The following is a 22433-nucleotide window of genomic DNA, read 5'->3' as shown; positions in this document are numbered from 1 at the left end:
GGGGTCAGATATATCTGACCCAGCGTACAACCGAACTGGCTGCGCTGCCATTACTGCCCGAGCCAGGGGTGGAGGCGGTTTGGTCTGCTTTAAAGCTGGCAGGCAAATTGGTAAGAATAATATTTGTACTATTTTGAATCGTATTACTTGATTTAGAGCCTAAGGCCAAAGCTGTGATATAGCCGTGAATTTTAGTATCACCCGTATTGCCATATAAATTGCCGGCCCAAACGCTGCCGTAAATATCAGAGCTATTGGCAAAGCTGATATCGCCACCCTGGTAAACATCATTGAGCGTGCTGCCTGCCATGGTGGAGAAATTACCAATACCGCCATCAATATCGCTATTCCAGCTGGTGGCTGAAGCACAAAATTGGCTTGGATTTAATCCATAATAGGTTTGATTACAATAGCCAAGAGGTGAATAAACATTGGCGTCAACCCGGCCTGAATAGCCCGCATAATTGGGCGCATAAATGGTGGCTGATGCAGAGGTTTTAAAATTTAAAGTGGTAATAAAAGTATTGTAATAGGTACCATTTTGCACCGCTAAATTACCCTCAAACCATGCTACGCCGGGTGCAATTCCTTTGCCGTTAATGGTCCATAGTTTTTGGCTGCTGTCATAAGAAAAGCAGGAATTTGAGCTTGAAAACCCTTCACAAATTGTTTTTTGTGTATCAAGTGCGCGGCCTGTGCATTGAGCTGCCGATACCGGGCCGGATACAGCGCTACAAAGATAATCTTTCTGGCTATTGCCATAAGAGCCAATATAGTAATCACCTTCGGCGATGCCGCTGATTCGTTTGACTTTCACTTTCATATAGCCCTTGCTGTCTGTATAGAAAGCATAATTGGCTAAATCTTTATAAGCATAGGCATCAAAGCTATCGTCAGGGGTGAGCGTGACCACGGGTACATTCACGATTAAATCGGGCACAACGCTGATCATGCGGGTATCAAACCAATCCCCTGGTTTGCTTATGCCCAGCTTTACTTTGTCAAATTTAGGTTTGCCCGTTGCGCCCGTATAGCCTGAGGCCACGTCAAACTGGGGCAGTGTAGTGATTTCAAAATGGTCGGCAGCAGGGTTAAAGCTATGGGCGGTTTGGTATCCGCTCTGAAATTTTGCGCCACCATTTGTGATATTCAGCGCGCCACCAGCCAGAAGATCGAGCACTTCGGTTGAGTTTTTCACCGTGATATTGCCATTGGCTGCTGCATGATGAATGGTGCCGTTATTATCCAGTAAGAGATCGCCGCGGGAAAGCAGGGCTTTGGAGCTGGTACTGCCTGTGAGTGTGATATTGCCATTGGCGTGCAGCAGGCCAAAGCTGCTGCCCGAGGTGATTGTAATATTGCCGGTAGAGCGGATAACGCCAACGCCGGTAATTGAATTGCCACTGGTTTCAACATCGCCGTTCACGCGGATTTCCATATTATGCACATCACCTTCAAATAATTTGATGGCACCGCCCAGCTTCAAATCACTATTGAACATCACCACGCCTCTGGATGGGCGTGCGGGAGGCGTGGCAGGGGTGACAACAATACTTGCTGCCAGCCTTGAGCTGGAAGCAAGGCTGGTATTAGTGCCTGCCAGACCGGTGACTACAATATTAAACTGGCTTGGCGGGCCTGCTGTTGCGCCGGTGACTTGCATCGTGATATTGGGCACGCCGGTGAGCGTGATATTTTGTGGCGAGGTGGCTGCCGCTGTTGCCAGTGTTTGTAGCTGAGTGGCCGTCATGTTGTTAAAAACAGCCTGGGCGATATCCAGACCCTGCCATGCCCGCATCTGGGCCTGAGTGGCGGCCAGCGAGGTGTTTTGTTGCTCCTGCATCCCTTTTACATAGTAATTAGCGCCCAAAACAGTTGCGCCAAGTGCCAGGCCGACAAAAATAAGGATCAGAACCGTCGCCATGCCTTTTTGCGGGTTTTTCATGGGGAAACCACCAGATTGGATAAGCAGCTTTGCGAGCTGACAGACTGCCCGATTGCATTGTTTGATTGAATGGTGACGGTGGCTCTGCCCGGGCTGGCATAGCCAAACTGGCTGCATGTGCCCGCAGTATTGCTCAGCACAAAATTAAAAGTGCCAAGGCTGGCAAGCGGCTTGGCGGTAGCCCAGCTGGCCGTTGACCATGTGCTGAGGCCTGTGCAGTTGATGGGGCCAAGCAGCAGCAGGCCTTTGCCTGGCACAGCAAACAAGGCTGAGCATTGAAAATTGGTTCCAAGATTGCGCAGCCAGACCAGGGCATTGGCTGTTTCGCCACTGGCTGCAACTGTGCCGCTAAGCTTGCTTGCAGAGAAAGCGGCCCCTTTAAGTGCGATGATATTGTCACTGACTCTGGCGTTGTTAATACCAAAACCTGCGTCTTGCAGCAAAATGGGTGCAATGGTCATGGCGCTGGTTCTTTCAGCGTCTTGTTTGCTGATTTGAGTGGTATCTGCCGTAATTTTGATTGAATGGCGAAACAGGGTCAGCATGGCAAGGGCGGTAATCAGCGAGATGGTGATGCCCACCAGCATGCTGATTAAAGAAACCCCGCTTTGCGATTTAATTGAGCGAAATAACACCATCGCCCCCAATCAGTTTCGCGTTTGTTACATCTTGTTTTGTGGTCAGTGCTGACGCTGTAATCGGCGAGTTGGCCGCCGCAGGAATATTAATCGTCTGCCCTGCAACCGTCGCAGTAAATGCATTGCGCTGGCATTGGGCCGTCAGCGCCACATTTGTATTCGCTACAGAAACCGAAGGGCTGGCTGCGGCACATAAAGCACTGAGGCCCTCTGTTTGTGCGGCTGAGCGCAGGGCAAACAGGGCCATGTTTTGCACCGAGGTGTTTTTTTGTGCCACGGCCGTTTTGGCCACTAAAAAAGTCAGCCCAATCATAATCACGCCAAGCAGCACAATGGAAACCAGTGCCTCGATCATGGCGTCGCCTTTTTGTTTATACAAGCTCGCCATCAACGCGATCGCCTTTTTCTGTAATGGTGTAAGTCAGTGCTCTGGCGGCAAGGCCAGTTCTGTCCAGCTGTATGGTGGTGATATCGCTGCTTGCACTGTCACTGATGCTGACTGCGGCATTTTTTGCAAAAGCCGCCGACCAGATTGCGTTGCTGGCCGTGCAGCTGCCACCTGCCACATTGCCAGCGCAGATAAAGACTTTTTGCCCGGTGATTTGCAAGCCAGCTGCTGTGCCGTTGGCGTTTCTGATGGCCAGTGCTTTAGCTTTGGAGTGCGCCATTTTTAAAACGCTTTCTGACTTTTGCAAATCACTTAAAACCAGCCAGGAAGAGCCAAGCGAAACGGCTGCAAGCGTCAGCATGACAAAAATCACCATGGTCACCATCAGCTCGATCAGGCTGAAGCCTGTTTGCTTACCAGCTTGCGAATCCACAATCGGCTCCTGTTGCGGTTCGGGAGTTAGCCGAAGTCAGCTTGAGTGTGCAGGTGAATTTTGTGCTGACGGCGGTCAGTGTGTAGCTGTTTCTGTCATCCGCAATACTTGTTTTGTAAGTAAAGTTTGATTGAGAAGGCTGCCAGCCGGAGACTAATGTCTTTGTGGCATCCGTGGTAGTGGTGGACAGCTCGTCAACGACATTGCCATCCGCATCTGTGAATTCGTAACTTAATCTGCGCTGTAGTTTTTGTTCGAAAAAAAGTGATAAAGAAACCAAATCTCCTGCTGCAGATTTTGCTGCTGCCTGGCGGATATAGCGCTGATAGCTGGGAATGGCAATCGAGGCCAGAATGGCGATAATAGCCACAACAATCATCATTTCTATTAAAGTAAAACCATTCTTTTTCATAACAGCCCGAAATACACTGAGTTAATTAAATTGTTTATGTTTTTTGATTAAGGCTAAAACTATAAAGTGCGTTCTTTATTCAGTGCGTCTTTGTTTTTTTTGATTTGATTTAAATTTGCATTATAAATTTCAGTTGCCTGTGTTTCTGCCTGAATCTGGCTGAGCAGATTTTCACGCAAATTAGGGTTTTTCTCTTCTGCGGCTCTTTTATAAAGTTTGCTTAATTTTTCTCTGGATTCTGCAATGTTTTTTAAATTGCGCTGCTCCATATTGTTCAATATGGTGAGTGCTTCATTGGGGGGCGGCGTTGCGGGGCCAGAGGCTTGTGCGGCCGCAGCGGTAGCTGGTTTTACGATGTGCACTCTGGCCTTGGGAGACATCGATGCCGCATCACCAAATGTGACGCTGCCATTGGCTTCTTTTTGTACATACACCGCAGAGGCCATCAGGGTGCCGGATAAAAAGAGAATGCTTAAAGCAAAAAGAGTGCGGAGCATGATAAAGCCTTCAGCAGGTGGAGTGTTTTGCTCGTCGTGGTGTGCCATATTCTGAGTTTTATTTTTGCCAGCACTGGGCCGGTGAGCCGTTTGCATTGCCAAGACTGATGGTCATCACTAATTCAGTGCAGCCTGTATCTTTACTTTGTGTTTTGCCCGCTTTGGCTGTAATGACATAGCCAGAGCCCGTGGGCTGACTGACCTTCACTTCATAAAACCCGCTGTCGCTTGTGATGGCATCGCTGCTGCTGCTTAGTCTCAGCCCGGAAGTACCAAGATCGCTGGTGTAAGCGGTATTGTTTGCACGCCACTTTTCTTCAGCCTGCTGGATTTTTGCAATCATCACCACTGCATCGCTGCGGCGGCTTTTTCTCACGCTGTCCTGGTAGCTTGGAAGGGCGATGGCCGCAAGAATGCCGATAATTGCCACGACAATCATCATCTCAATAAGTGTAAAGCCTCTGTTCATAAGGAATTCACTTAGGGTGTTTTATTTATGTAAGAAGATATTAGTGGTATTGAAGAAAGGCGGCAATCTATTTATGCAATATAAGCAAACTGTTATTTTTACGATGACTTGCGGTAAGTGTCGTGAAAATCATCTGAGTGTGATCGTGGTGTATTTTATCTATCTTTTTGTTTTTAAAGGTATATATTCTTTGTTTTTTCCTTTGGTCCTGATTGTTTTTTCTTGGGGTTAAAGACGGTAAACGTAAGTTCTTCTGTGTTGTTTTAATTAAAACAAGGCTGAAATTTTAAAAGTGGTATTGCTTGGCGTGGATATAGATAAAAAAATCCCCGGCAAGATGTGCCGGGGATTTCAGAGGTCTGCTTAATCACAGCGGGATGGGAGGAGGATTTACTCCTTGCTCATTTTTTGATGTGCGGCGCGGCCCAGCCTGTCGTGTACTGCCAGCCAGGCGGGCTCATCAGGAGGAAGTACCAGTAAAATGGCATCCAGCCCCTGAGTATCTAAATCGCGCAAAGTGGCGTAAATCATTTGCGCGTATTCATCCGCGTTATCCGGCATCAGGATGTGCAGAGTGGTGTCACCCTGCGGCAAGGGCGCCTGTGTATGTAAAACCGCCAGCTTTTGTCCCGCTCTTGCCTCGGCGGCAGCGGCCATTTGTGTCTGATTGCCGGTTAAAAGCGTGGTGCGCGGTGCATAGTGAGAATCCAATAAACCTGAGGCACGAATCTTGGCGCTGCCGGCGTTTTGCAAATGCTCAATGCTGTGGCCCAGCACGGCTTCAATCGCCCCGCGGGCTACACCACCGGGGCGAAGCAGAACGGGCCGCGGGCCGATCAGGCTGATAATCGTTGATTCAACGCCCACATCACAAGCGCCGCCATCCAGAATGAGTGACACACTTTCTGTGCTGAATTCATCTCTTACATGCTGTGCGGTAGTGGGGCTGACGTGGCCAAACTGATTGGCCGAAGGGGCGGCAATGCCTCCGCCAAAACGCTGCAAAAGCTCATGCGTGATTGGATGATCAGGAGCGCGTAAGCCCACGCTATCCTGCCCGCCGGTTACGGCATAAGAAACATGTGGCTGTTTTTTTAGAATCAGCGTCAGCGGGCCTGGCCAGAAAGCATCGGCCAGCTTCCATGCGTCATCGGGGATATCCATCGCCCAATCATTAAGCTGAGCCTTACCGGCAATATGCACAATCACAGGGTGATCATTCGGGCGGCCTTTGGCGGCAAAGATTTTGGCTACGGCCAGTGGTTGTGCCGCATCCGCTGCTAAGCCGTATACGGTTTCAGTGGGAATGCCGACCAGCTCTCCGGCTTTAAGAAGGGCAAGGGCTTGATCCAGATTGCTAGTCATCAGAAGCTTTTATACAAAAGAGCGAATTATAGCGCGAAGGCCGGATCGTTGGCAGGGTAAGCTTGCAGGTGGGGAGGATGTTGAATGCGCATATATTGAAAGATGATTCGTCTTTGCGCAGTGATACCATCTTCAGGCAGAATATTAAGCAGAAAAACATATCCAACAGGCGCGCCCTTTTTTGGGGGGGCGGCTATAGCAGAGAGTCTTAAAATGCCCTTACTAGATAGTTTTACAGTTGATCACACCCGTATGCAGGCCCCTGCGGTGCGCGTTGCCAAAACCATGCAGACCCCAAGTAAAGATACGATCACTGTGTTTGATTTGCGTTTTAGCGTGCCTAATCAGGAAATTCTTTCTGAGCGCGGTATTCATACCCTGGAGCATTTATTTGCGGGCTTTATGCGCGACCATTTAAACGGGGACGGCGTAGAGATTATTGATATTTCGCCTATGGGTTGCCGTACTGGTTTTTATATGAGCTTATGCGGCGCACCCAGCGAAGCGCGTGTTGCGAATGCCTGGAAGCTGGCAATGGAAGATGTTTTAAAGGTGAAAGAGCAAAGCGAGATTCCGGAGCTGAACGAATACCAATGTGGTACTTTTGTCATGCATTCTTTAGAAGAAGCACAAGGTATTGCTCAGAATGTGATTGATCGTGGTATTGGCGTCAATCGCAATGATGAATTAGCACTCTCAGCGGAAAAGCTGCAGTCGCTTTAATTGGGCAGAAGTAAAAAAGGCTGATTTTATATCAGCCTTTTTTATTGCTTATTAATGAGATAAATCGCTGCCTGCACTCATGGTTTGTTTTTTCATAACAAATAAAAGCGGCGTCACGCACAGCATGGCAATGCCAAAAAGCATAAATAAATGTGCAAAAGACAGCATTTGTGCCTGTTTGGCAATTTGCTGGGCGAGGAGCGCCTGAGCTTTGATTGGGACGAGTGTTTCTGGTGTGCCCATAAACAATAAGCGGCTTTTTAATCCGGCAATACGTTCTATGGTCTGAGCACTATTGCTAATCACATGCTCATTTAGCGCAGCGCGTTTTGCATCGCCTAATTGGGCAAGGAGCGTGGCCGAGAGGGCAATACCGACGCTGCCGCCTAATTGACGGGTTAAGTTATATAAGCCCGCTGCATTAGGAATTTGTTGCGGCAAAATATTGGCCATTGTCAGTGCATTCAGTGGCATAAAAATCATCCCCAGCCCTAATCCGCGAATAATCATGGGCCAAAGAAAGTCATTCATGCCGGAATCGGTGGTGAAATGATAATGTTGCCACATTCCATACATAAACAGCATAGCGCCCAGGGCAATCAGCGCTCTGGCAGAAACACCCCGTGCAACTAATTTTGCAGAAATAGGCATGGCTAAACCCGATGCCATCGCCGAAGGTAAAATCATTAAACCTGTTTGCCATGCGGTATAGCCCATTAAGCTTTGCACATAAACTGGAAAAATAAATACCGTGGAAAAGAGCGATGCACCCAGCAAAAATGTCATGACTAAGCCCGCAGAAAATTGCGGGTCTTTACAGATGGATAAATCAACAATGGGGTGTTTGATTTCCAGCTGGCGGATAATAAATAAGCTGAGTGAGAAAAAGCTAATCAGCGCATAGCTGATAATTTCGGGCGAGGTAAACCATTCTAAGCGCTCGCCTCTTTCCAGCAGTAATTGCAAAGTGGCAATGCCAACGGCCATTAAAATCAAACCGATATAGTCGATTTTGTTAATGGTTTGCTGGTGTTTGGCTTCCGGCATATAAAGCAGAGTCAGAAACAGTGCAATACCGCCGAGTGGCAGATTAATATAAAAAATCCACGGCCATGAATATTGATCCGTCAGCCAGCCGCCTAATGTAGGCCCAAGCATCGGGCCTGTCATAATCCCCATGCCAAAAATAGCCATGGCGGTGCCCATTTCCTTGCTGGGAAAGGTATCAAATAAAGTGGATTGAGCCGTGGCAATTAAGCCGCCCCCCCCTAAACCCTGCACAATCCGCCAAAAAACAAGGCTGCCTAAGCTGGTGGCATTGCCGCAGGCAAAAGAAGAAAAAATAAACAGGGCAATCGATAAAATAAAGTAATTTCGGCGGCCAAATAATTGCGCCAGAAAGCCGGAAATGGGCAGAACAATCACATTGGCCACTACATAGCCAATGGATACCCAGGTGATTTCATCCAGTGTTGCGCCAAGGCTGCCCATCATATGCGGCACAGCGACGTTCACAATACTGGTATCTAATAATTCTAATACGCAGGCCAGCGTAACAGACATCGCAATAATATAGCGATGCGCGTAAATACGCTCCGGCGTATCTGATCGGGATAAACCCGGCAAAATGGCTTTCATATCGCCTCTTTATCATCTGATAAGGCTTTTTGCCCAAACTGTGAACCTGTGCAGGCTGGCAGTTTGGGAATCAAGCCCGCTGCTGTAATTTGCAATTGATTAATTACGGCGTATGAATCGTCACATTCACCGAAAGCCCAGGGCGTAATGGATTGTTTTTAGGCAATTCATCTAAAACAATTTTAACCGGCACACGTTGCACCACCTTTGTGAAATTACCAGTTGAATTATCTGCGGGTAATAGCGTAAAGCGCGCACCGGTTGCGGGGCTGAATGAATCTACTTTGCCTTTAAGTTTTAAATCAGGGAAAGCATCGACTTCAATTTCGGCTTCCTGGCCCAGCTTAATTTGCTTGAGTTCAGTTTCTTTTAAATTGGCAATGACCCAAATTTTATCAGTAGGTACTAAATACATAAGGGTCTGGCCTGCCTGAATCATCTGGCCTGGCTCGACAGCTTTTTTGCTGATTACCCCGGAGGCAGGGGCATAGACTTGTGTGTCAATCAGCTGATTGCGTGCAAATTGTAAGGTGGCTTCTGCGGCCATGGCTTTAGCCTGTGCAGATTTAAGCCCCGCAGAAGAAACAGCCACTTGCTGGTCGGCCGCATTTGCGCTTTCTTTTGAAGTACGCAGGGCAGATTCAAGTGCACTTACGCGGGCGTCAGCCGATTTGAGCAAGGCTTCAGCACTATCTAATGCAGACTGGCTCAGCATTTTTTGTGCGGCCAGCTCTTTGCTGCGGGATAAATCTTTACGGGCTTTCAGTGCATTGGCACGGGCTTCTGTAATCTGTGCTTCGGCGGTGTGGGATTGCGCAGTAGCGGCTGCTGCATTGGCCGCTGCAGCGCCAATACGCGCAAGCGCCTCGCCCGGCTGTTTATCGTGGCCGGCTGCAGACAGGGCCTGGCGGTAGTCAGCTTCGGCTTGTGCAACTTTGACCTGATAATCACGCGGGTCAAGCTCGATCAGTAAGGATTTTTGCGGCATAAGCTGATTGTCGCTGACAGGAACCGCTTTTACATAGCCGCTTACCCGGGCCGCAACAGGCACAATATGCCCTTCTAACTGAGCATTGTCGCTGCTGATATGGTGGCTTCCCCACCACCAGCGGTAGCCTAGAAAACACAAAACAAGCAGGAAAATAATCGCAAGAATGCTGCGTGCAGGTGAGGCAGGTTTAGTGCTCATAGCGTGTGCTCCGGGGCGATGGCAATGCCATGCAAAACGATGTCGAGGTGAAATTGGGCGAGTTGGTTTAAGTCGTAAGTAATTGGATCTTGTCTTGCATAGGTATGCCGCCAGATGCTGGTCAGCAAAATAGGGGAGAATAAAACTCTGGCCAGCATGTCGGGGTCAGTCTGGCGAAATTCACCGCTGTCTATTCCGGCCTGGATAAGTTTGATAAGCAGAAGTCGTGATCGCTTGACCACGGTTTCAATATAAAAATCGGTTAAATCAGGGAAGTTGCCTGCTTCAGAAATCATGAGCTTGGAAATGCTGCCCTTGCAGTCATTGAGTGCGGTGGCCCAGCTGGCAATTGCGGTACGCAGGCGCTGTGTGGCCGATTCGGTGCTGTTGATGGCCAGCTCTTCAATCCTGTCGAGATTAGGATGGATAGTTTCGCTGATTGCTGCTTTGAAGAGGGCTTCTTTATTGGAAAAATAGAGGTAAACCGTACCTTTGGTTACACCTGCAGCGCGCGCGACATCATCCAGCTTGGTCGCTGAATAGCCTTTTTGGTGAAACAAAATAAGTGCTGCCTCGATAATCTCGCCAGGGCGGGCTTCTTTGCGTCTTTGGCGCGTGTGCGTGATGTCAGTCACTCTGTTTTCTGCCTAATAACTAACCGGTCAGTCATTAAACAGATTGCTTTGAGTGATGTCAAGAATCAGTCAGGGCTGATGGCTTGAAAGTGGGGGGGAGGGTGCAGTGTACGGGCAAAAAAATCTGGCAGACGATGGTCTGCCAGATGCTTGGCTCAGGCTTAATGCAAGGCGCAGATCAGAAACGTTCTGGCAGCTTTTGCAGCAGGATGATGCGTTTGTTTTCAAGACGGATATAGCCGCCAAAAACGAGTTCTTTCAGAATGCGGGCAATCATTTCACGAGAAGAGCCCACACGATCAGCGATGGCTTGCTGGGTGAGTGGTTCGGAAATCATTTCCTGCCCGTCAGCTTCGGTCAGCATGCCTTCAAATAAGGCGCGAACGCGGCCATAAACATCCAGCAGAGCCAGGTTTTTCATGGTCAGCGAGAGGCGGCGAACCATTCGGGCCAAATTCATAATCAGCTGGTCTTTAGCGTTAGGCAGGGCATTCAGTGCTTCGCGGAAGTCTTGTTTGGAGAACATCAGGAAGGATGAATCATCTTCAGTCTGGGTAGACCATGAGCGGGGCTCATCATCAATCAAAGATACTTCGCCAAATACATCGCCTGGCTCGCCAATCATAAAGACAAATTCTTTGCCCTGATTGTCGCTGGTAAATGAGCGTGTACGGCCTTCCAGCAGGATATACATGGATTCGCCAGGATCGCCTTCGCGGAACAGGAAGGTGCCTTTAGGAAGGTGACGTTTTACTGCTGCATTTAAAACAATATCTAAATCTTCATCAGCAAAATCCTGGAAAATGGCAGATTGCGATAAAAAGTTTTTAAGTAAATGATGGTCCATGAGGTTTATATCTCCGTGGCTCAGTGCCTATTTCTGGCAATATTGGGTGTTAAAAATGTTCGGGTAATTTTTGTAATAATTCAATTCGTCGGTTTTCAATGCGAATATAGTTGCCAAATACCAGCTCGCGCATTAATTTTGCAATCATTTCTCTGGATGAGCCTACGCGGTCTGCGATTGCTTGCTGGGAAAGCGCATCTTCAATATAGCGCCGCCCGTTCACGTCAATGGCTAAATTCTCAAGTAACAGGCGCATACGGCCATAGACGTCCTTGAGTGCTAAAGATTTCACCATATTTGCCAGGTAACGATTGTAACGAATCATATTCCGCAGCAAGTTATTGTTAAGTAATGGTGTTTTTTCAAGAAGTTCAAGAAAAGATGTTTTGCTGATACTGAGTAATTGGCAGTCTTCGGCCGCATCTATAGAGAGCGAACGGGGTTCTTCATCAATTAATGCCATTTCACCAAAGCTTGTTCCGGCCGTGGCGACATAAAAGACAAATTCTTTACCGGTATCGGCGCTGGAAAAACAGCGCAACCGCCCTTCAATCAGTACATACATTGATTCGGCAATATCACCTTCTGCAAAGAGCAGCGAGCCTTTGCTGAGGGTGCGCCGGTTCGAGATCTTTTCAATGGCGGCCAGAATCTCATCGTCTAAGTCTGTAAACAGCGGGACGGTAGCGAGTAATTGGCGAAGTGTTTCATTTTTAGTCATTAGTGCCCTGTTTTCTCGGCTTCAGCAGGCTTTTCTTCGGATGCATCAGTTTTTTCCACTTTCTTTTCAGCAGGTGCTGGTTCGTCTTCAGGTGGCGCAATGACATCAATCTTTTTTTGCTGCATGTATTCATTCATTTCTTTCCAGCCAGCAAAAATGTCGGCCTTGGGAATCCGGATATTGCGGCGGTAACAATCTTCAAGAGCGCGGCCACTATGTCTGCAGGCCGCACCAATCGCTTTGCCATTGGCCTGTTGCTTGTTTACGACTTCCATGACCTTATCGCAGCCTGTGAGGGTCATTAATCCAAACAGCATAATAATAAGACGACGCATTTTTATAGCCAGTATGTCAATAGTATTGTTATTAGTGTAAGCGAAAAATCAGGCTGCTGTTCAGGCATATTATTTTTACCAAAACAAAGACCGACGAGAGTCGGCCTTTGTTGTTTACAGGTCAATACAGCCTTATAGCTGCTGAATCCCTGCGACCATCCAGCGCGGGTCACCGTTAATAGGGCGTACAAAATGCCATATTTCCTGGAATGGTGCAGGGGCAGAGTGAAGTGATTCACTCACTTTGCCGTAAAAGCGCACGCTGGAAACCATTCTGCCTTCTTCGGTGGCGCAATCGACAAGCTCTGCGTTGAGTTCGGGAAATTCCGCAGGCTCGTCATTGCCTGAGATTTCCTGGCTTAGCTCGTTAAACAGCTCAGGCGTTAAGTATTTGCGCATTTCATTGACTTGCTCAGCCGAGTGCAGGGTTTGCATATGCATAAAACTGCCTCGTGCCTGACGCAAGAATGCCGCTGTTTCTGTGCCATCCGGCAGACGGGTAATGCCCTGGGCCGGAGCAACCGCCGCAGACTGGTCACCCATGCGGAAAACGCGGTCTGTTTGTGCGTTGTTCTGGTTTGGCATTCCTGCAAATGCAGGGCTGGCTGCTAATGCCGCTTCTTTACGACGGCGCATCATCCGCATGGCAAAGTAGCCACCTGCACCCAATAGCAGCAATAAGCCCCATGGGAAGCCGCCACCAGCAGATTGCGAAGTGCCGGAAGCATTGTTTGAGTTAAGCAGGTTGCCTAATAAATAACCGCCCAATGCACCCGCTGCTACGCCACCGATGATCGAGCCCATGCCACTGCGTTGTGGCTGAGGTGCGGCTTGTCCGGGTTGCTGTGCTGGCGCAACATTGCGCTGAGGAGGTGGTGCTGCCGGGCGCGTCGTCTGGCTGCGTTGCATGCCGCTGGAGCGGCCGCCACCCACACGCTTTGCTTCGGCCATGCCGCTGGCAAATAACGATGCAGTGAGTAGGGTAACCATCAGAGTACGACTAAATTGGCTCATGCCAAGTCCTTGCGTTGAATCATTCAATACATGCTTAGTGAGGTTGAATGCAGGAAAGTTCAAGTCATTCTGCAAATAAATGCAAAATGACTTGAAATTTGAAAGCAGCAGGGGGGCGTGCAGGTATTGTGTGTGCGGGCGATTTTTGCAGGCGGGTAAAGCCTGGTCAGCGCGGCTGAATACTGCACTTACATGAATCGCTTGATATGAAATTCTGCAGGGCATGATGGGAAACATCGCCCATGCGGGCGGATGTTTTCAAATCATTTCAGGCGCGGTGGCCGCGCTCGATCGTGACGCCTACCCGGCCAACCTCATGCAGGATGCCCAGTTTGGTGACAGAAACCTTAGCCCAGGGTGCGCCAAAGTCTTGCATGATGAGCTGTGCAATATGCTCTGCAAGGGCCTCCAGCAGCAGAAAATGGCGCTCTTCGAGCACTTTGCGGATGTGTCTGACTACCGCGTCGTAATCAATGGTATCGACTAAGTCGTCGCTGGCACAGGCGCGTGCAGAAGGGATGCCAATCTCCAGATCAAGCTCTACAACTTGCGGCGCAACGCGCTCCCAGTCGTACCAGCCAATAAGGGTGCGCGCACGCACTTCGTGTAAATAGATAATGTCCATGATGGGGTGACTTAATGGGTTTTACCCATCAGCGGTCATTTAGCTTAAAATCGGAAGCTTACGATTGTAGTGGATTTAGGTATGACACCGTTAATTCTAATTTTAGTAAGCTACCTGATCGGCTCTCTTTCTTTTGCCGTGATTGTCTCCAAAGCCAGTGGTTTAGCCGATCCGCGCAGTTATGGCTCGGGCAACCCCGGTGCCACAAATGTTTTACGCAGCGGCAATAAAAAAGCAGCTTTGCTCACTTTATTAGGCGATGCGCTTAAAGGGTGGCTGGCCATTGTGCTGGCGCAAGTGGCTGCGCGCTCCTTGGGTTTGGGGCCGGAAGTTATTGCTCTGGCCGCTGTTGCCGTTACAGTCGGCCATATGTGGCCGGTGTTTTTTGGTTTTAAGGGCGGCAAAGGCGTGGCCACTGCTGCGGGTATTTTGCTTGCCCTCGATTGGCGTGTTGGTTTGCTGACGCTGCTGCTTTGGCTGGTGGTGGCAAAGGGGATGAAGATTTCTTCTTTAGCAGCGCTCCTCGCTGCCTTGCTTGCTCCTGTGCTGGCATGGGTTTGGTTGCCGTCTTCTGCGCAAATTGCGGCTGTATTTGTGATATCAGTGCTGCTGATCTGGCGTCATGAAAGAAATATCAGGGATTTATTAACAGGTAAAGAAGGGCAGATTGGTGAGCAGGTCGATAAACAATAATTCGTCGTTAATACGCATTGTGCTGGCCGGCCTTTTGGTCGGCCTTATTCCTTTAAGCCTGGTCAGATTGTGGACCGCTGCATTGCATGGCAGTACTGCCTTATTGGGGGAGGTTGATTTTTGGCAGGCGCTATTAATGGGGTTTCGTTTTGACTTAAAAATTTGGGCAGTGGTTTTCCTGGTTTTTTTGTTAATTGCGCTGTTATTCAAGAGAGTGCTCGGCCCCGCTGGCGTAATGAAACTGGGGCGGGTGTATTTTGCTTTAAGCCTGGCCATCATCAATTTACTGGCGGTCAGTAATCATTTTTATTATGGCTATTATCGCAGCCCGTTTAATCCGATTGTGTTTGGTTTGTTTGAGGATGACACATGGGTTGTGCTCAAAACCATCTGGCAGGATTACTCTGTAATCCGCATTTTGCTGGGCGTATCGGTATTGGTGTTTGTACAGTTAAAGCTCTGGCAAAAAATATTGGCCTGGGCAGAAGTCGTGCCGCATCCTGTGCGTCGCCGGGTGCGCTGGCCTGCCTGCGCGGGCTTGATTGTGCTGCTGGCGCTTTTCGCCAGGGGCAGTCTGGCAAGTCAGCCTCTTAATCCGGAAAGCTTTGCTGTTTCTTCCAATCGCTTACTCTGTGATCTGGTGCCCAATGGTCCTATTGCCTTGCATGCGGCATGGGTAGAGCGGCAGGAGCAAATTGATATTGGCTCCGATGTTACTGCGGGCTTGCAGGGCCTGGGGTTTGCCAGCCCTGTTGCTGCTGCACAGGTACTGGGCTGGGATGTTCGTACAGATGATGAAGTGATGGCGGCTATGTTCAGAAAGACTGCCCAAAATGATTATCTGCAACAGCACCCTCCGCATGTGGTGATGAGCCTGATGGAATCATGGGGAATGCAGGCGATCTCAAGGCAGGCTGCGGATAACGATATGCTGGGCAGAATGGCTAAACACACTGGCGAAGATTACTGGTTTACTCACTTTGCATCGGGCCGCCGGGGGACTCACCCGTCTTTAGAAAATCTGCTGATTAATACCCCGCTTACTCCTTTGACTCAAGGCTCGTTTGGCAGTGTTTCTTATGCTTCATCGGCGGCTAAGCCTTATAAGGATGCAGGTTACCGGACCATATTGGTGTTTGGTGGCAGCGGGGGCTGGCGCAGGCTGCAAAGTGCGTTTTCAAAGCAATATTTTGATGACGTGTTGGATATGAATAATATCAAAGCGGCTTACCCTGAGGCGAGTGTGGCTGATGCGGGCGTGCATGATGAGTTTTTATTCCGTTTTGCTTTTGATACTTTGCAAAAAGCAGATGCAAAAGGGCAGAAAGTGATGATGTTCATTTTGTCGACCACCAATCATCCGCCATTTGTCCCCAGTATTTTGCCTAAACATTACGTCGTTAAGCCGATCAATATGGCCAAATTTAATGATGTAACGCTTCCACCTGCAGAGGCAAAGCTGGCATTGCAGGCTTTTCAGTATTCCTCTGATGCCTTAGGTGGCTTTATTGATCAGATCAAAGCTTCAGGTTTTGCGGATAAAACATTGCTCGCGGCAAGTGGTGATCATCATCTTCGCTCGTTTTTTAAGTTAAAAATGAATGAAGATTTGCACTGGCTGGATCGTGTGCCTTTGTATTTACGCATTCCGCCTGCCTATCGCTTTAAAGGGAAATATAAGGCGGATAAAGAGGGCGGGCATCGGGATATTTTCCCTACGCTTTATGCACACTCATTGTCTGGCGCAACTTATCCTGGCTTTGGCGAAGATATGCTTTCAGTCACTTGGCAGGGCGCGGGTTTGGGGGATTTTAATGATCTGTATACGCCGGAAGGAGTTGCTGTAGGGCTGGATCACAGCACCTGGCTGCACTGGAATACAGCTAAAGATAAGTTACTGCCTTTGGAAAATCCTCCGGCTGCTTTACAAAAAGCAGTACAAACCGAACGGGCAAGGCTTGCATTACAAGACTGGATGATTCGTATTCAGGCGGTAAAAAAACAACTGTAATGTTGATTGTGTTTCTGAAGTGACACAGGCAAGTGCATCAAGCACTTGCCTGTATTGCATGCTTACACTCAGGCATACTTGTTGTTGGCACGAACAATCTGCGCTTTTTCACGCACCCATTCGCGGTCTTTTTCGCTGTTACGTTTATCGTGCTGCTTTTTACCTTTGGCTAAACCGATATCCAGTTTAATAAAGCCGTTTTTATAATGCATATTGAGCGCCGCCACGGTGTAGCCTGCACGCTCAACTTTGATCGATAGTTTTTCGATCTCGCGCTGATTAAGCAATAATTTACGCAGGCGGGTAGGCTCGGGCAATACATGGCTTGATGCGCTGGTGAGTGGCGAGATATGTGCGCCCATCAGCCAGAAGTCACCCCGCAGATAAACTACGTAAGATTCTTTGAGCTGCACACGGCCAGCGCGGATTGATTTGACTTCCCAGCCTTGTAACATAAGGCCCGCTTCAAAACGTTCTTCGATAAAGAAGTCGTGAAAAGCCTTTTTATTATCGACGATCGACATCGCAATGGGTCCGGTTTTGTTTCACTAAACCCCGATTCTAACACTTTACGGAGTAAGTCATAGATGCAGAGAATTCGCGTCATTTATACCGGCGGCACGATTGGTATGTTGCCCGGCAGCGACGGCTATGCGCCCGCGCCTGATTATTTGCAGAAGCAGTTGCAAAATCTCTATCCGGGCTTGTCGGTGCTGGAGTATTCACCGCTGCTTGATTCAAGCGAAATGACGCCCGCTTTATGGAATCGTATCGCAGCTGATATTGCGGCGGATTACGATGATTACGATGGCTTTGTGGTGCTGCACGGTACAGATACCATGGCATATACCGCTTCCGCGCTATCTTATATGCTGGAAAACTTGGCTAAGCCCGTGGTGGTGACAGGGTCGCAAATTCCATGGTGCGAGCCGGGTAATGATGCCATTGAGCATGTTGCAGCAGCATTGGCATTAGCCTCAGTGCCAGGCTTTTGTGAAGTAGCGGTGGTGTTTGCCGGGCTGTGCCTGCGCGGCAATCGGGTGCGTAAAGTGGATTGTGACGGTATGGCCGCTTTTGCCTCGCCTAATTTGCCCGCGCTTGGTTTGTGGCAGGCGGGGCATTGGGAGATGTCCGCTATGGCCTTGGCTATGACTAAACCGACAGGCTCGTTTCGTTTGCAGCCTGTGGCGGAAAACGCCCGCATTGTGGCGGCAAAGTTAGCGCCGGGTTTTAGTGCAGAATGGCTGGCATCGTCACTCACTGGCCTTGATGGCGTGGTGCTGGAAACCTTTGGCGCAGGCAATGCCGGCAGTCAGCCAGCCCTGATGAAGGCACTGGCTGAGCAAAATCTGGTGGTGAACTGTACGCCTTGTCTGCAAGGCTCGGTAAAAATGGGTCGTTATGCTGTGAGTGGCGGCCTGGCAGCCCTGGGTGTGCTGGACGGTGCGGATATGACGCCGGAAGCTGCGCTGGCTAAGCTTTACTATGTGCAAGCTAAGGGTATGGACAGGGATGAGCGGGTGGCTCTCTTTCTGGCACCTCACTCAGGCGACCGGCTTGCTTAAGTGCTTTTATAAAGTAGCCTGATAAGAGATAAATCAGATTTTATTGCAGGGGAGGGGCATAAATCTGGCAGATTGCTTGGTGTTTTAACCGGGCTGTGCTATAGTGCGCCCCTGTGTTCGACGGCGGGTCTCCCCGCATAGCTAGAAGGTTAACCTGGTCAGGTCCGGAAGGAAGCAGCCACAGCTTTTGATGCTAGTGCCGGGGGTCAGGCTCGCCACCTCCCCATTCTATAAATCCTGCGGCTCTTCGCGGGGTGTGTATCAATTCCCAAGTCTGTTTAATGTAACGATGAAACGCACAGCGCGTTCATCGTTGTTTGTGTTTTATTTGCTTGGAATATTGTTTTAAACGGATGTTTTTATCAGTCTCCCCTGATTGATCCATATCAATACCCCCGGCGCCCGAATGCTTGATGATACTTATCACGCGAGCTTGATGCTTCGTGTATCTCCAGTGGTAAATTGTGCGCCGCGCACTGTCGCGGCGCTTTTTTTTGTCTGCATTTACTTGTTTTCGTAAAAATGGGTCAGCATAATGCGGCATCTCTCTTTTGAAGATGCTAATGAAAGCCCTTTTTGACCTCTTCTCGGTTATTCTGTTTTTTGTTACTTATTCCATTACTAAAAGCATTTATGCGGCAACAGCCGTGGCAATTGTCACGACGACGGCGCAGGTGGCATGGTCCTGGTTTAAACATCGCAAAGTTGACGGCATGTTATGGTTAAGCTTTGGCCTGATCACTGTGCTGGGTGGTGCCACTTTGCTATTGCATAACAAAATGTTTATTTTGTGGAAGCCTACCGTACTGTATTGGGTGTTTGCCCTTATTCTGTGCGGGTCGCGCTATATCAGGGGTAAAAACCTGATGCAAAGCCTGATGGGCCCGCAAATGACCCTGCCTGCTAAGCTTTGGGATAAAGTCAATCTGGCCTGGGTATTGTTTTTTATCTGTATGGGCGTGCTTAATCTTTATGTTGCATTTAACTACAGCGAAGATCTCTGGGTTAAGTTCAAAATGTTTGGCACGCTGGTATTAACGCTGGTATTTGTGCTGCTGCAAGCCCTGGTGCTTTCACGGTATCTTAATGATCAGGCTGAAGATAAAAAGGAGCCGTCCTGATGCTTTACGCAATAATGGCTGGTGATGGGGAAAATAGCCTGGAGCTGCGTCTGGCAAACCGGCCGGCACATCTGGCAAGGCTTCATCTCTTGAAAGAAGAAGGCCGCCTGATCCTGGCTGGGCCTTTTCCTGCCATTGATGCAACAGACCCGGGTGAGGCTGGTTTTTCGGGCAGCTTAATTGTGGCCGAATTCGATTCTTTGCCTGCTGCGCAAGCTTGGGCTGACAGCGATCCCTATTTAAAAGCAGGGGTTTATGTAAACGTTATTGTGAAACCCTTTCGCCATGTCCTCCCCTAGCGTTATGATTGTCGAAGAAATACACTCACGCCTTGGCGTGTTGCAGCCTGAGTACGTCGATATTTACGATGATAGTGCATCGCATGCTGGTCACGCAGGCAGCGTGGCAGGAGGCGGGCACTATGATCTGACTATTGTCTCCGCTCAGTTTGCAGGCAAAAACACCCTGGCTCGTCACCGGATGGTGATGGCCTTGTTTGTGGATTTAATCCCGCACCCAATCCATGCGCTCAGTATTAAAAAAACACTGACGCCGGACGAGTTGTAAACTCTATTGAACCTAAGCTCTGCTGACTTTAGAACAAAGGACTGAACACATGCGTCAACCGAACCGTATTGCTCTTGCTCTCACTGCTTGCTTCTTGTCTGCTTCATTTGCGGCAACCGCTGCAAACGTTGCAACCGTGAATGGCGTTGCTATCCCTGATAGCAAAGTTGATTTCTTTTTGAAGCAAGTGGCTGAACGTGGTCAGAAAGATAGCCCTGAACTGCGTGCACGTATCAAAGAAGAGCTGATTCGTAACGAAGTACTGTTCCAGGAAGCGCAAAAGAAAGGCGTGGAAAAGAACGCAGATGTACAGCAACGCCTGGATATGGCCAAGCAACAAATTCTGGTTGGCGCTTATGTAAATGATTACGCCAAGGCAAATCCGGTAAGCGATGCTGATCTGAAGAAAGAATACGACAAGATCAAAGTCAACTTCTCCGGTAAAGAATACAAAGCGCGTCATATTCTGGTTAAAACAGAAGAAGAAGCGAAAGCTGTTCTGGCTGATCTGAAAAAAGGCAAAAAGTTTGAAGATATCGCTAAGGCAAAATCTGCAGACAAGGGCAGTGCTGTTAATGGTGGTGATCTGGGCTGGTCTACACCTGCTAACTACGTAAAAGAATTTGGCGAAGCGCTGAGCAAATTGCCTAAAGGTAAGATCTCTGATCCAGTGAAGACCCAATTTGGCTGGCACGTGATTAAGCTTGATGATCAGCGTGAAGCGAAAGGTCCATCGTTTGAAGAAGTAAAACCAGAATTAATGCGCGAGCTGCAAGGCCAGCGTGTACAAAAAATGGTTGAAGAATTACGTGCTAAAGCAAAAGTAGAGTAATTGGCTTTTTGCATAAAAAAACCCCGCAATTTGATTGCGGGGTTTTTTTATGTCTGTGGTTTTTTCATAAATGGCTTCGTTGTAAATAAGCGCCATTAATTGCAAATAATGAACGTCTGCCTTTGTTCTGCAAATAAAAATGCGGCTTTATCAGCCGCATTTTTATAAACAATTAAACCGCTGCCTTATAAAGTAAACCCCGGTAAATATCACCTGGGCCACGATCTGGCATTTGTTTAAGCAGGTACTTTATCCATAAATGTAATGGTTTTTAATGCCGGAGCCGTGATTTGCAGGGCAAGGCCACCGCATGAAGTTTCACGGTATTTAGCATCCATATCTTTACCTGTGGCGTACATTGCCGCAATCACTTTATCTAAAGACACTTTAGGGCTGCTGCTGCGGTGCATGGCCATACGGGCGGCGTTAATGGCTTTAACCGCGCCAATGGCGTTGCGCTCGATACAAGGGATTTGCACTTGTCCGCCGACCGGATCGCAAGTGAGGCCCAGGCTGTGTTCCATGGCGATTTCTGCGGCCATACAGACCTGGGCAGGGCTGCCGCCCATCAATTCAGCAAGGCCGGCAGCGGCCATAGAGCAGGCGACACCAACTTCACCCTGGCAGCCTACTTCAGCGCCAGAGATGGATGCGTTGAGCTTGTACAGGCAGCCAATTGCACCAGAGGCTAAGAAGAAGCGCAGTGCGCTGTCTTCATCCAGTGGTTTAATAAAGTGGTTGTAGTAAGACATCACGCCGGGAACGATGCCGCAGGCACCATTGGTAGGTGCAGTAATCACGCGGCCGCCGGCTGCATTTTCTTCTGACATGGCCATCGCATACATATTCACCCAATCCATTACATTGAGCGGATCATTGGCCACATCCAGTGAGCTGGTCAGCAAATGGTGCAGGGCAGGGGCACGGCGGGGAATACGCATCGGGCCGGGCAGATTGCCTTCGGTTTTCATGCCGCGTTCGATGCTGCTTTGCATAACGCTCCAGACCCGTACAAAGTGAGCTTTGATATCGGCGATGTCATGGAAGGCTTTCTCGTTTTCGAGCACAAGGGCCGAAATCGATAAGCCGCTGTCTTCGCACATATTCAGCAAATCATCTGCGCTTAAAAAGTGATGAGGCACGGGAATATCGTTACAGCTGCCCTGGTTGAAGTGCTCTTCATCCACAATAAAGCCGCCGCCAATCGAGTAGTAAGTCTTGCTGAGGCAACAGGTATCACCCACAAAGGCGCGAATCATCATGCCGTTTTCGTGCAGGGGCAGATAGCTGTCCTGAAAGGCAAGGCTAAAACCAACACGTTGCTGAGTGCGGCCAAGGCAAATCGTGCCGTTTTGCTCTACTTCGTGCACGATCTTAGCCATATTGTCTAAATCAATGGTATCGGGCAGATTGCCTGCCAGCCCCAGCATAATGGCGTGATCGGTGCAGTGGCCCTTGCCTGTGAGCGAGAGCGAGCCATAACAATCAACTGCAATTTTTGTAACCGCATTAAATTGGCCGGTTTCTTTTAATGTGCCTAAAAACTGATGGCCTGCTTTCATTGGGCCGATAGTGTGGGAGCTTGATGGGCCAATACCAATTTTGTAGATATCTAAGGTGCTGAACATGGCGGTTTCCTTGTAAAAACAGCCTGCCACCTGGCGGGGCTGCCGGGCTTAAGCTTCATCTGCTGAGGAAAAAATACTTTTTTCCTCATTGTGATTGCTTAAGTCAGACAGTCCGCGGGTGAAAAGCAGGCTGTATATAAAG

26 protein-coding genes and 1 other RNA gene are annotated in these 22433 nt (G+C 49.0%); 9 read left to right on the top strand and 18 right to left on the bottom strand.

Going from position 1 to position 22433, the window contains the following annotated elements; translation table 11 throughout:
- Positions 1-4: 4 nt before the first annotated feature.
- The 8 genes from HA050_RS09860 to HA050_RS09825 form a co-directional block, all read right to left on the bottom strand.
- On the bottom strand, positions 5-1945 hold the full coding sequence (locus HA050_RS09860) for a DUF342 domain-containing protein (RefSeq protein ID WP_166825223.1): 1941 nt from the start codon (positions 1943-1945) through the stop codon (positions 5-7).
- Positions 1942-2583, bottom strand: coding sequence for a type IV pilus modification PilV family protein (locus HA050_RS09855; protein WP_166825220.1), 642 nt, complete (start codon positions 2581-2583; stop codon positions 1942-1944). The genes HA050_RS09860 and HA050_RS09855 overlap by 4 nt, the downstream gene beginning before the upstream one ends.
- Positions 2561-2971, bottom strand: coding sequence for a type IV pilus modification PilV family protein (locus HA050_RS09850; protein ID WP_166825217.1), 411 nt, complete (start codon positions 2969-2971; stop codon positions 2561-2563). The genes HA050_RS09855 and HA050_RS09850 overlap by 23 nt, the downstream gene beginning before the upstream one ends.
- Positions 2955-3404, bottom strand: a complete 450-nt coding sequence (locus HA050_RS09845) for a pilus assembly FimT family protein (protein ID WP_166825214.1) — start codon at positions 3402-3404, stop codon at positions 2955-2957. The genes HA050_RS09850 and HA050_RS09845 overlap by 17 nt, the downstream gene beginning before the upstream one ends.
- A complete protein-coding gene (locus HA050_RS09840) occupies positions 3385-3816 on the bottom strand; it encodes a type IV pilin protein (protein WP_166825211.1) in 432 nt (143 codons plus the stop codon). The genes HA050_RS09845 and HA050_RS09840 overlap by 20 nt, the downstream gene beginning before the upstream one ends.
- 59 nt (positions 3817-3875) lie before the next feature.
- Positions 3876-4313: a hypothetical protein gene (locus tag HA050_RS09835; protein ID WP_166825209.1), complete on the bottom strand. Its 438-nt coding sequence runs from the start codon at positions 4311-4313 to the stop codon at positions 3876-3878.
- 58 nt (positions 4314-4371) lie between these two features.
- Entirely contained in the window at positions 4372-4782 is a 411-nt protein-coding gene (locus HA050_RS09830) for a type IV pilin protein (RefSeq protein ID WP_166825206.1), read from the bottom strand.
- Positions 4783-5172: 390 nt separating this feature from the next.
- Positions 5173-6147 carry an L-threonylcarbamoyladenylate synthase gene (locus tag HA050_RS09825; protein ID WP_166825203.1) on the bottom strand — a complete coding sequence of 325 codons (975 nt, stop codon included), beginning with the start codon at positions 6145-6147 and terminating at the stop codon, positions 5173-5175.
- Positions 6148-6360: 213 nt separating this feature from the next.
- Between HA050_RS09825 and luxS the strand changes: the two genes are divergently transcribed.
- Positions 6361-6870: an S-ribosylhomocysteine lyase gene (gene luxS / locus HA050_RS09820; protein WP_166825200.1), complete on the top strand. Its 510-nt coding sequence runs from the start codon at positions 6361-6363 to the stop codon at positions 6868-6870.
- 51 nt (positions 6871-6921) lie between these two features.
- Here luxS and HA050_RS09815 read toward each other — a convergent pair whose 3' ends face one another.
- The 8 genes from HA050_RS09815 to HA050_RS09780 all read right to left on the bottom strand — a co-directional run bounded on the left by HA050_RS09815 (position 6922) and on the right by HA050_RS09780 (position 13874).
- On the bottom strand, positions 6922-8508 hold the full coding sequence (locus HA050_RS09815; protein WP_166825197.1) for a DHA2 family efflux MFS transporter permease subunit: 1587 nt from the start codon (positions 8506-8508) through the stop codon (positions 6922-6924).
- Between the two features lie 103 nt (positions 8509-8611).
- The gene (locus HA050_RS09810; protein ID WP_166825194.1) at positions 8612-9697 is read right to left on the bottom strand and encodes an HlyD family secretion protein; all 1086 of its coding nucleotides are present in this window, start codon (positions 9695-9697) and stop codon (positions 8612-8614) included.
- The gene (locus tag HA050_RS22470; protein WP_166825191.1) at positions 9694-10332 is read right to left on the bottom strand and encodes a TetR/AcrR family transcriptional regulator; all 639 of its coding nucleotides are present in this window, start codon (positions 10330-10332) and stop codon (positions 9694-9696) included. Before HA050_RS22470 ends, HA050_RS09810 begins: the two co-directional genes overlap by 4 nt.
- A 178-nt stretch (positions 10333-10510) precedes the next feature.
- Positions 10511-11179 carry a Crp/Fnr family transcriptional regulator gene (locus tag HA050_RS09800; protein ID WP_099399119.1) on the bottom strand — a complete coding sequence of 223 codons (669 nt, stop codon included), beginning with the start codon at positions 11177-11179 and terminating at the stop codon, positions 10511-10513.
- Between the two features lie 49 nt (positions 11180-11228).
- Positions 11229-11900, bottom strand: coding sequence for a Crp/Fnr family transcriptional regulator (locus tag HA050_RS09795; RefSeq protein ID WP_166825188.1), 672 nt, complete (start codon positions 11898-11900; stop codon positions 11229-11231).
- Positions 11900-12235 (bottom strand): hypothetical protein, encoded by a 336-nt coding sequence (locus tag HA050_RS09790; RefSeq protein WP_166825185.1) that lies wholly within the window; start codon positions 12233-12235, stop codon positions 11900-11902. Before HA050_RS09790 ends, HA050_RS09795 begins: the two co-directional genes overlap by 1 nt.
- Positions 12236-12367: 132 nt before the next feature.
- Positions 12368-13249, bottom strand: a complete 882-nt coding sequence (locus HA050_RS09785) for a Tim44 domain-containing protein (protein ID WP_166825182.1) — start codon at positions 13247-13249, stop codon at positions 12368-12370.
- A gap of 268 nt (positions 13250-13517) precedes the next feature.
- Entirely contained in the window at positions 13518-13874 is a 357-nt protein-coding gene (locus tag HA050_RS09780) for a dihydroneopterin aldolase (protein ID WP_099399115.1), read from the bottom strand.
- A gap of 81 nt (positions 13875-13955) precedes the next feature.
- Between HA050_RS09780 and plsY the strand changes: the two genes are divergently transcribed.
- Both plsY and HA050_RS22465 read left to right on the top strand, forming a co-directional pair.
- Positions 13956-14567 (top strand): glycerol-3-phosphate 1-O-acyltransferase PlsY, encoded by a 612-nt coding sequence (gene plsY, locus HA050_RS09775; protein WP_166825179.1) that lies wholly within the window; start codon positions 13956-13958, stop codon positions 14565-14567.
- Positions 14545-16578, top strand: a complete 2034-nt coding sequence (locus tag HA050_RS22465) for an LTA synthase family protein (protein ID WP_166825176.1) — start codon at positions 14545-14547, stop codon at positions 16576-16578. The genes plsY and HA050_RS22465 overlap by 23 nt, the downstream gene beginning before the upstream one ends.
- 68 nt (positions 16579-16646) lie before the next feature.
- Here HA050_RS22465 and smpB read toward each other — a convergent pair whose 3' ends face one another.
- Positions 16647-17102, bottom strand: coding sequence for an SsrA-binding protein SmpB (gene smpB / locus HA050_RS09765; protein ID WP_099399112.1), 456 nt, complete (start codon positions 17100-17102; stop codon positions 16647-16649).
- A gap of 63 nt (positions 17103-17165) precedes the next feature.
- Between smpB and HA050_RS09760 the strand changes: the two genes are divergently transcribed.
- The 6 genes from HA050_RS09760 (at position 17166) to HA050_RS09735 (ending at position 20663) form a co-directional block, all read left to right on the top strand.
- Positions 17166-18143 (top strand): asparaginase domain-containing protein, encoded by a 978-nt coding sequence (locus tag HA050_RS09760; protein ID WP_166825173.1) that lies wholly within the window; start codon positions 17166-17168, stop codon positions 18141-18143.
- Between the two features lie 122 nt (positions 18144-18265).
- Positions 18266-18363, top strand: an RNA gene (gene ffs, locus HA050_RS09755) — signal recognition particle sRNA small type.
- 343 nt (positions 18364-18706) lie between these two features.
- Positions 18707-19264, top strand: a complete 558-nt coding sequence (locus tag HA050_RS09750; protein ID WP_166825170.1) for a septation protein A — start codon at positions 18707-18709, stop codon at positions 19262-19264.
- On the top strand, positions 19264-19563 hold the full coding sequence (locus HA050_RS09745; protein ID WP_166825167.1) for a YciI family protein: 300 nt from the start codon (positions 19264-19266) through the stop codon (positions 19561-19563). Before HA050_RS09750 ends, HA050_RS09745 begins: the two co-directional genes overlap by 1 nt.
- Positions 19550-19831 carry a BolA family protein gene (locus HA050_RS09740; protein WP_099399107.1) on the top strand — a complete coding sequence of 94 codons (282 nt, stop codon included), beginning with the start codon at positions 19550-19552 and terminating at the stop codon, positions 19829-19831. Before HA050_RS09745 ends, HA050_RS09740 begins: the two co-directional genes overlap by 14 nt.
- A 49-nt stretch (positions 19832-19880) precedes the next feature.
- Positions 19881-20663, top strand: coding sequence for a peptidylprolyl isomerase (locus tag HA050_RS09735; RefSeq protein ID WP_115226851.1), 783 nt, complete (start codon positions 19881-19883; stop codon positions 20661-20663).
- A 236-nt stretch (positions 20664-20899) separates the two neighbouring features.
- On the opposite strand, the gene HA050_RS09730 is transcribed toward HA050_RS09735, so the two are convergent.
- The gene (locus tag HA050_RS09730) at positions 20900-22291 is read right to left on the bottom strand and encodes an L-serine ammonia-lyase (RefSeq protein WP_166825164.1); all 1392 of its coding nucleotides are present in this window, start codon (positions 22289-22291) and stop codon (positions 20900-20902) included.
- Positions 22292-22433: the final 142 nt, after the last annotated feature.

Origin of the sequence: Iodobacter violaceini, from assembly GCF_011601265.1 — a bacterium.
Taxonomy (GTDB): domain Bacteria; phylum Pseudomonadota; class Gammaproteobacteria; order Burkholderiales; family Chitinibacteraceae; genus Iodobacter; species Iodobacter violaceini.
The sequence above is the reverse complement of the archived record's forward strand: the minus strand, read 5'-3'. Positions and strand labels throughout refer to the sequence as shown.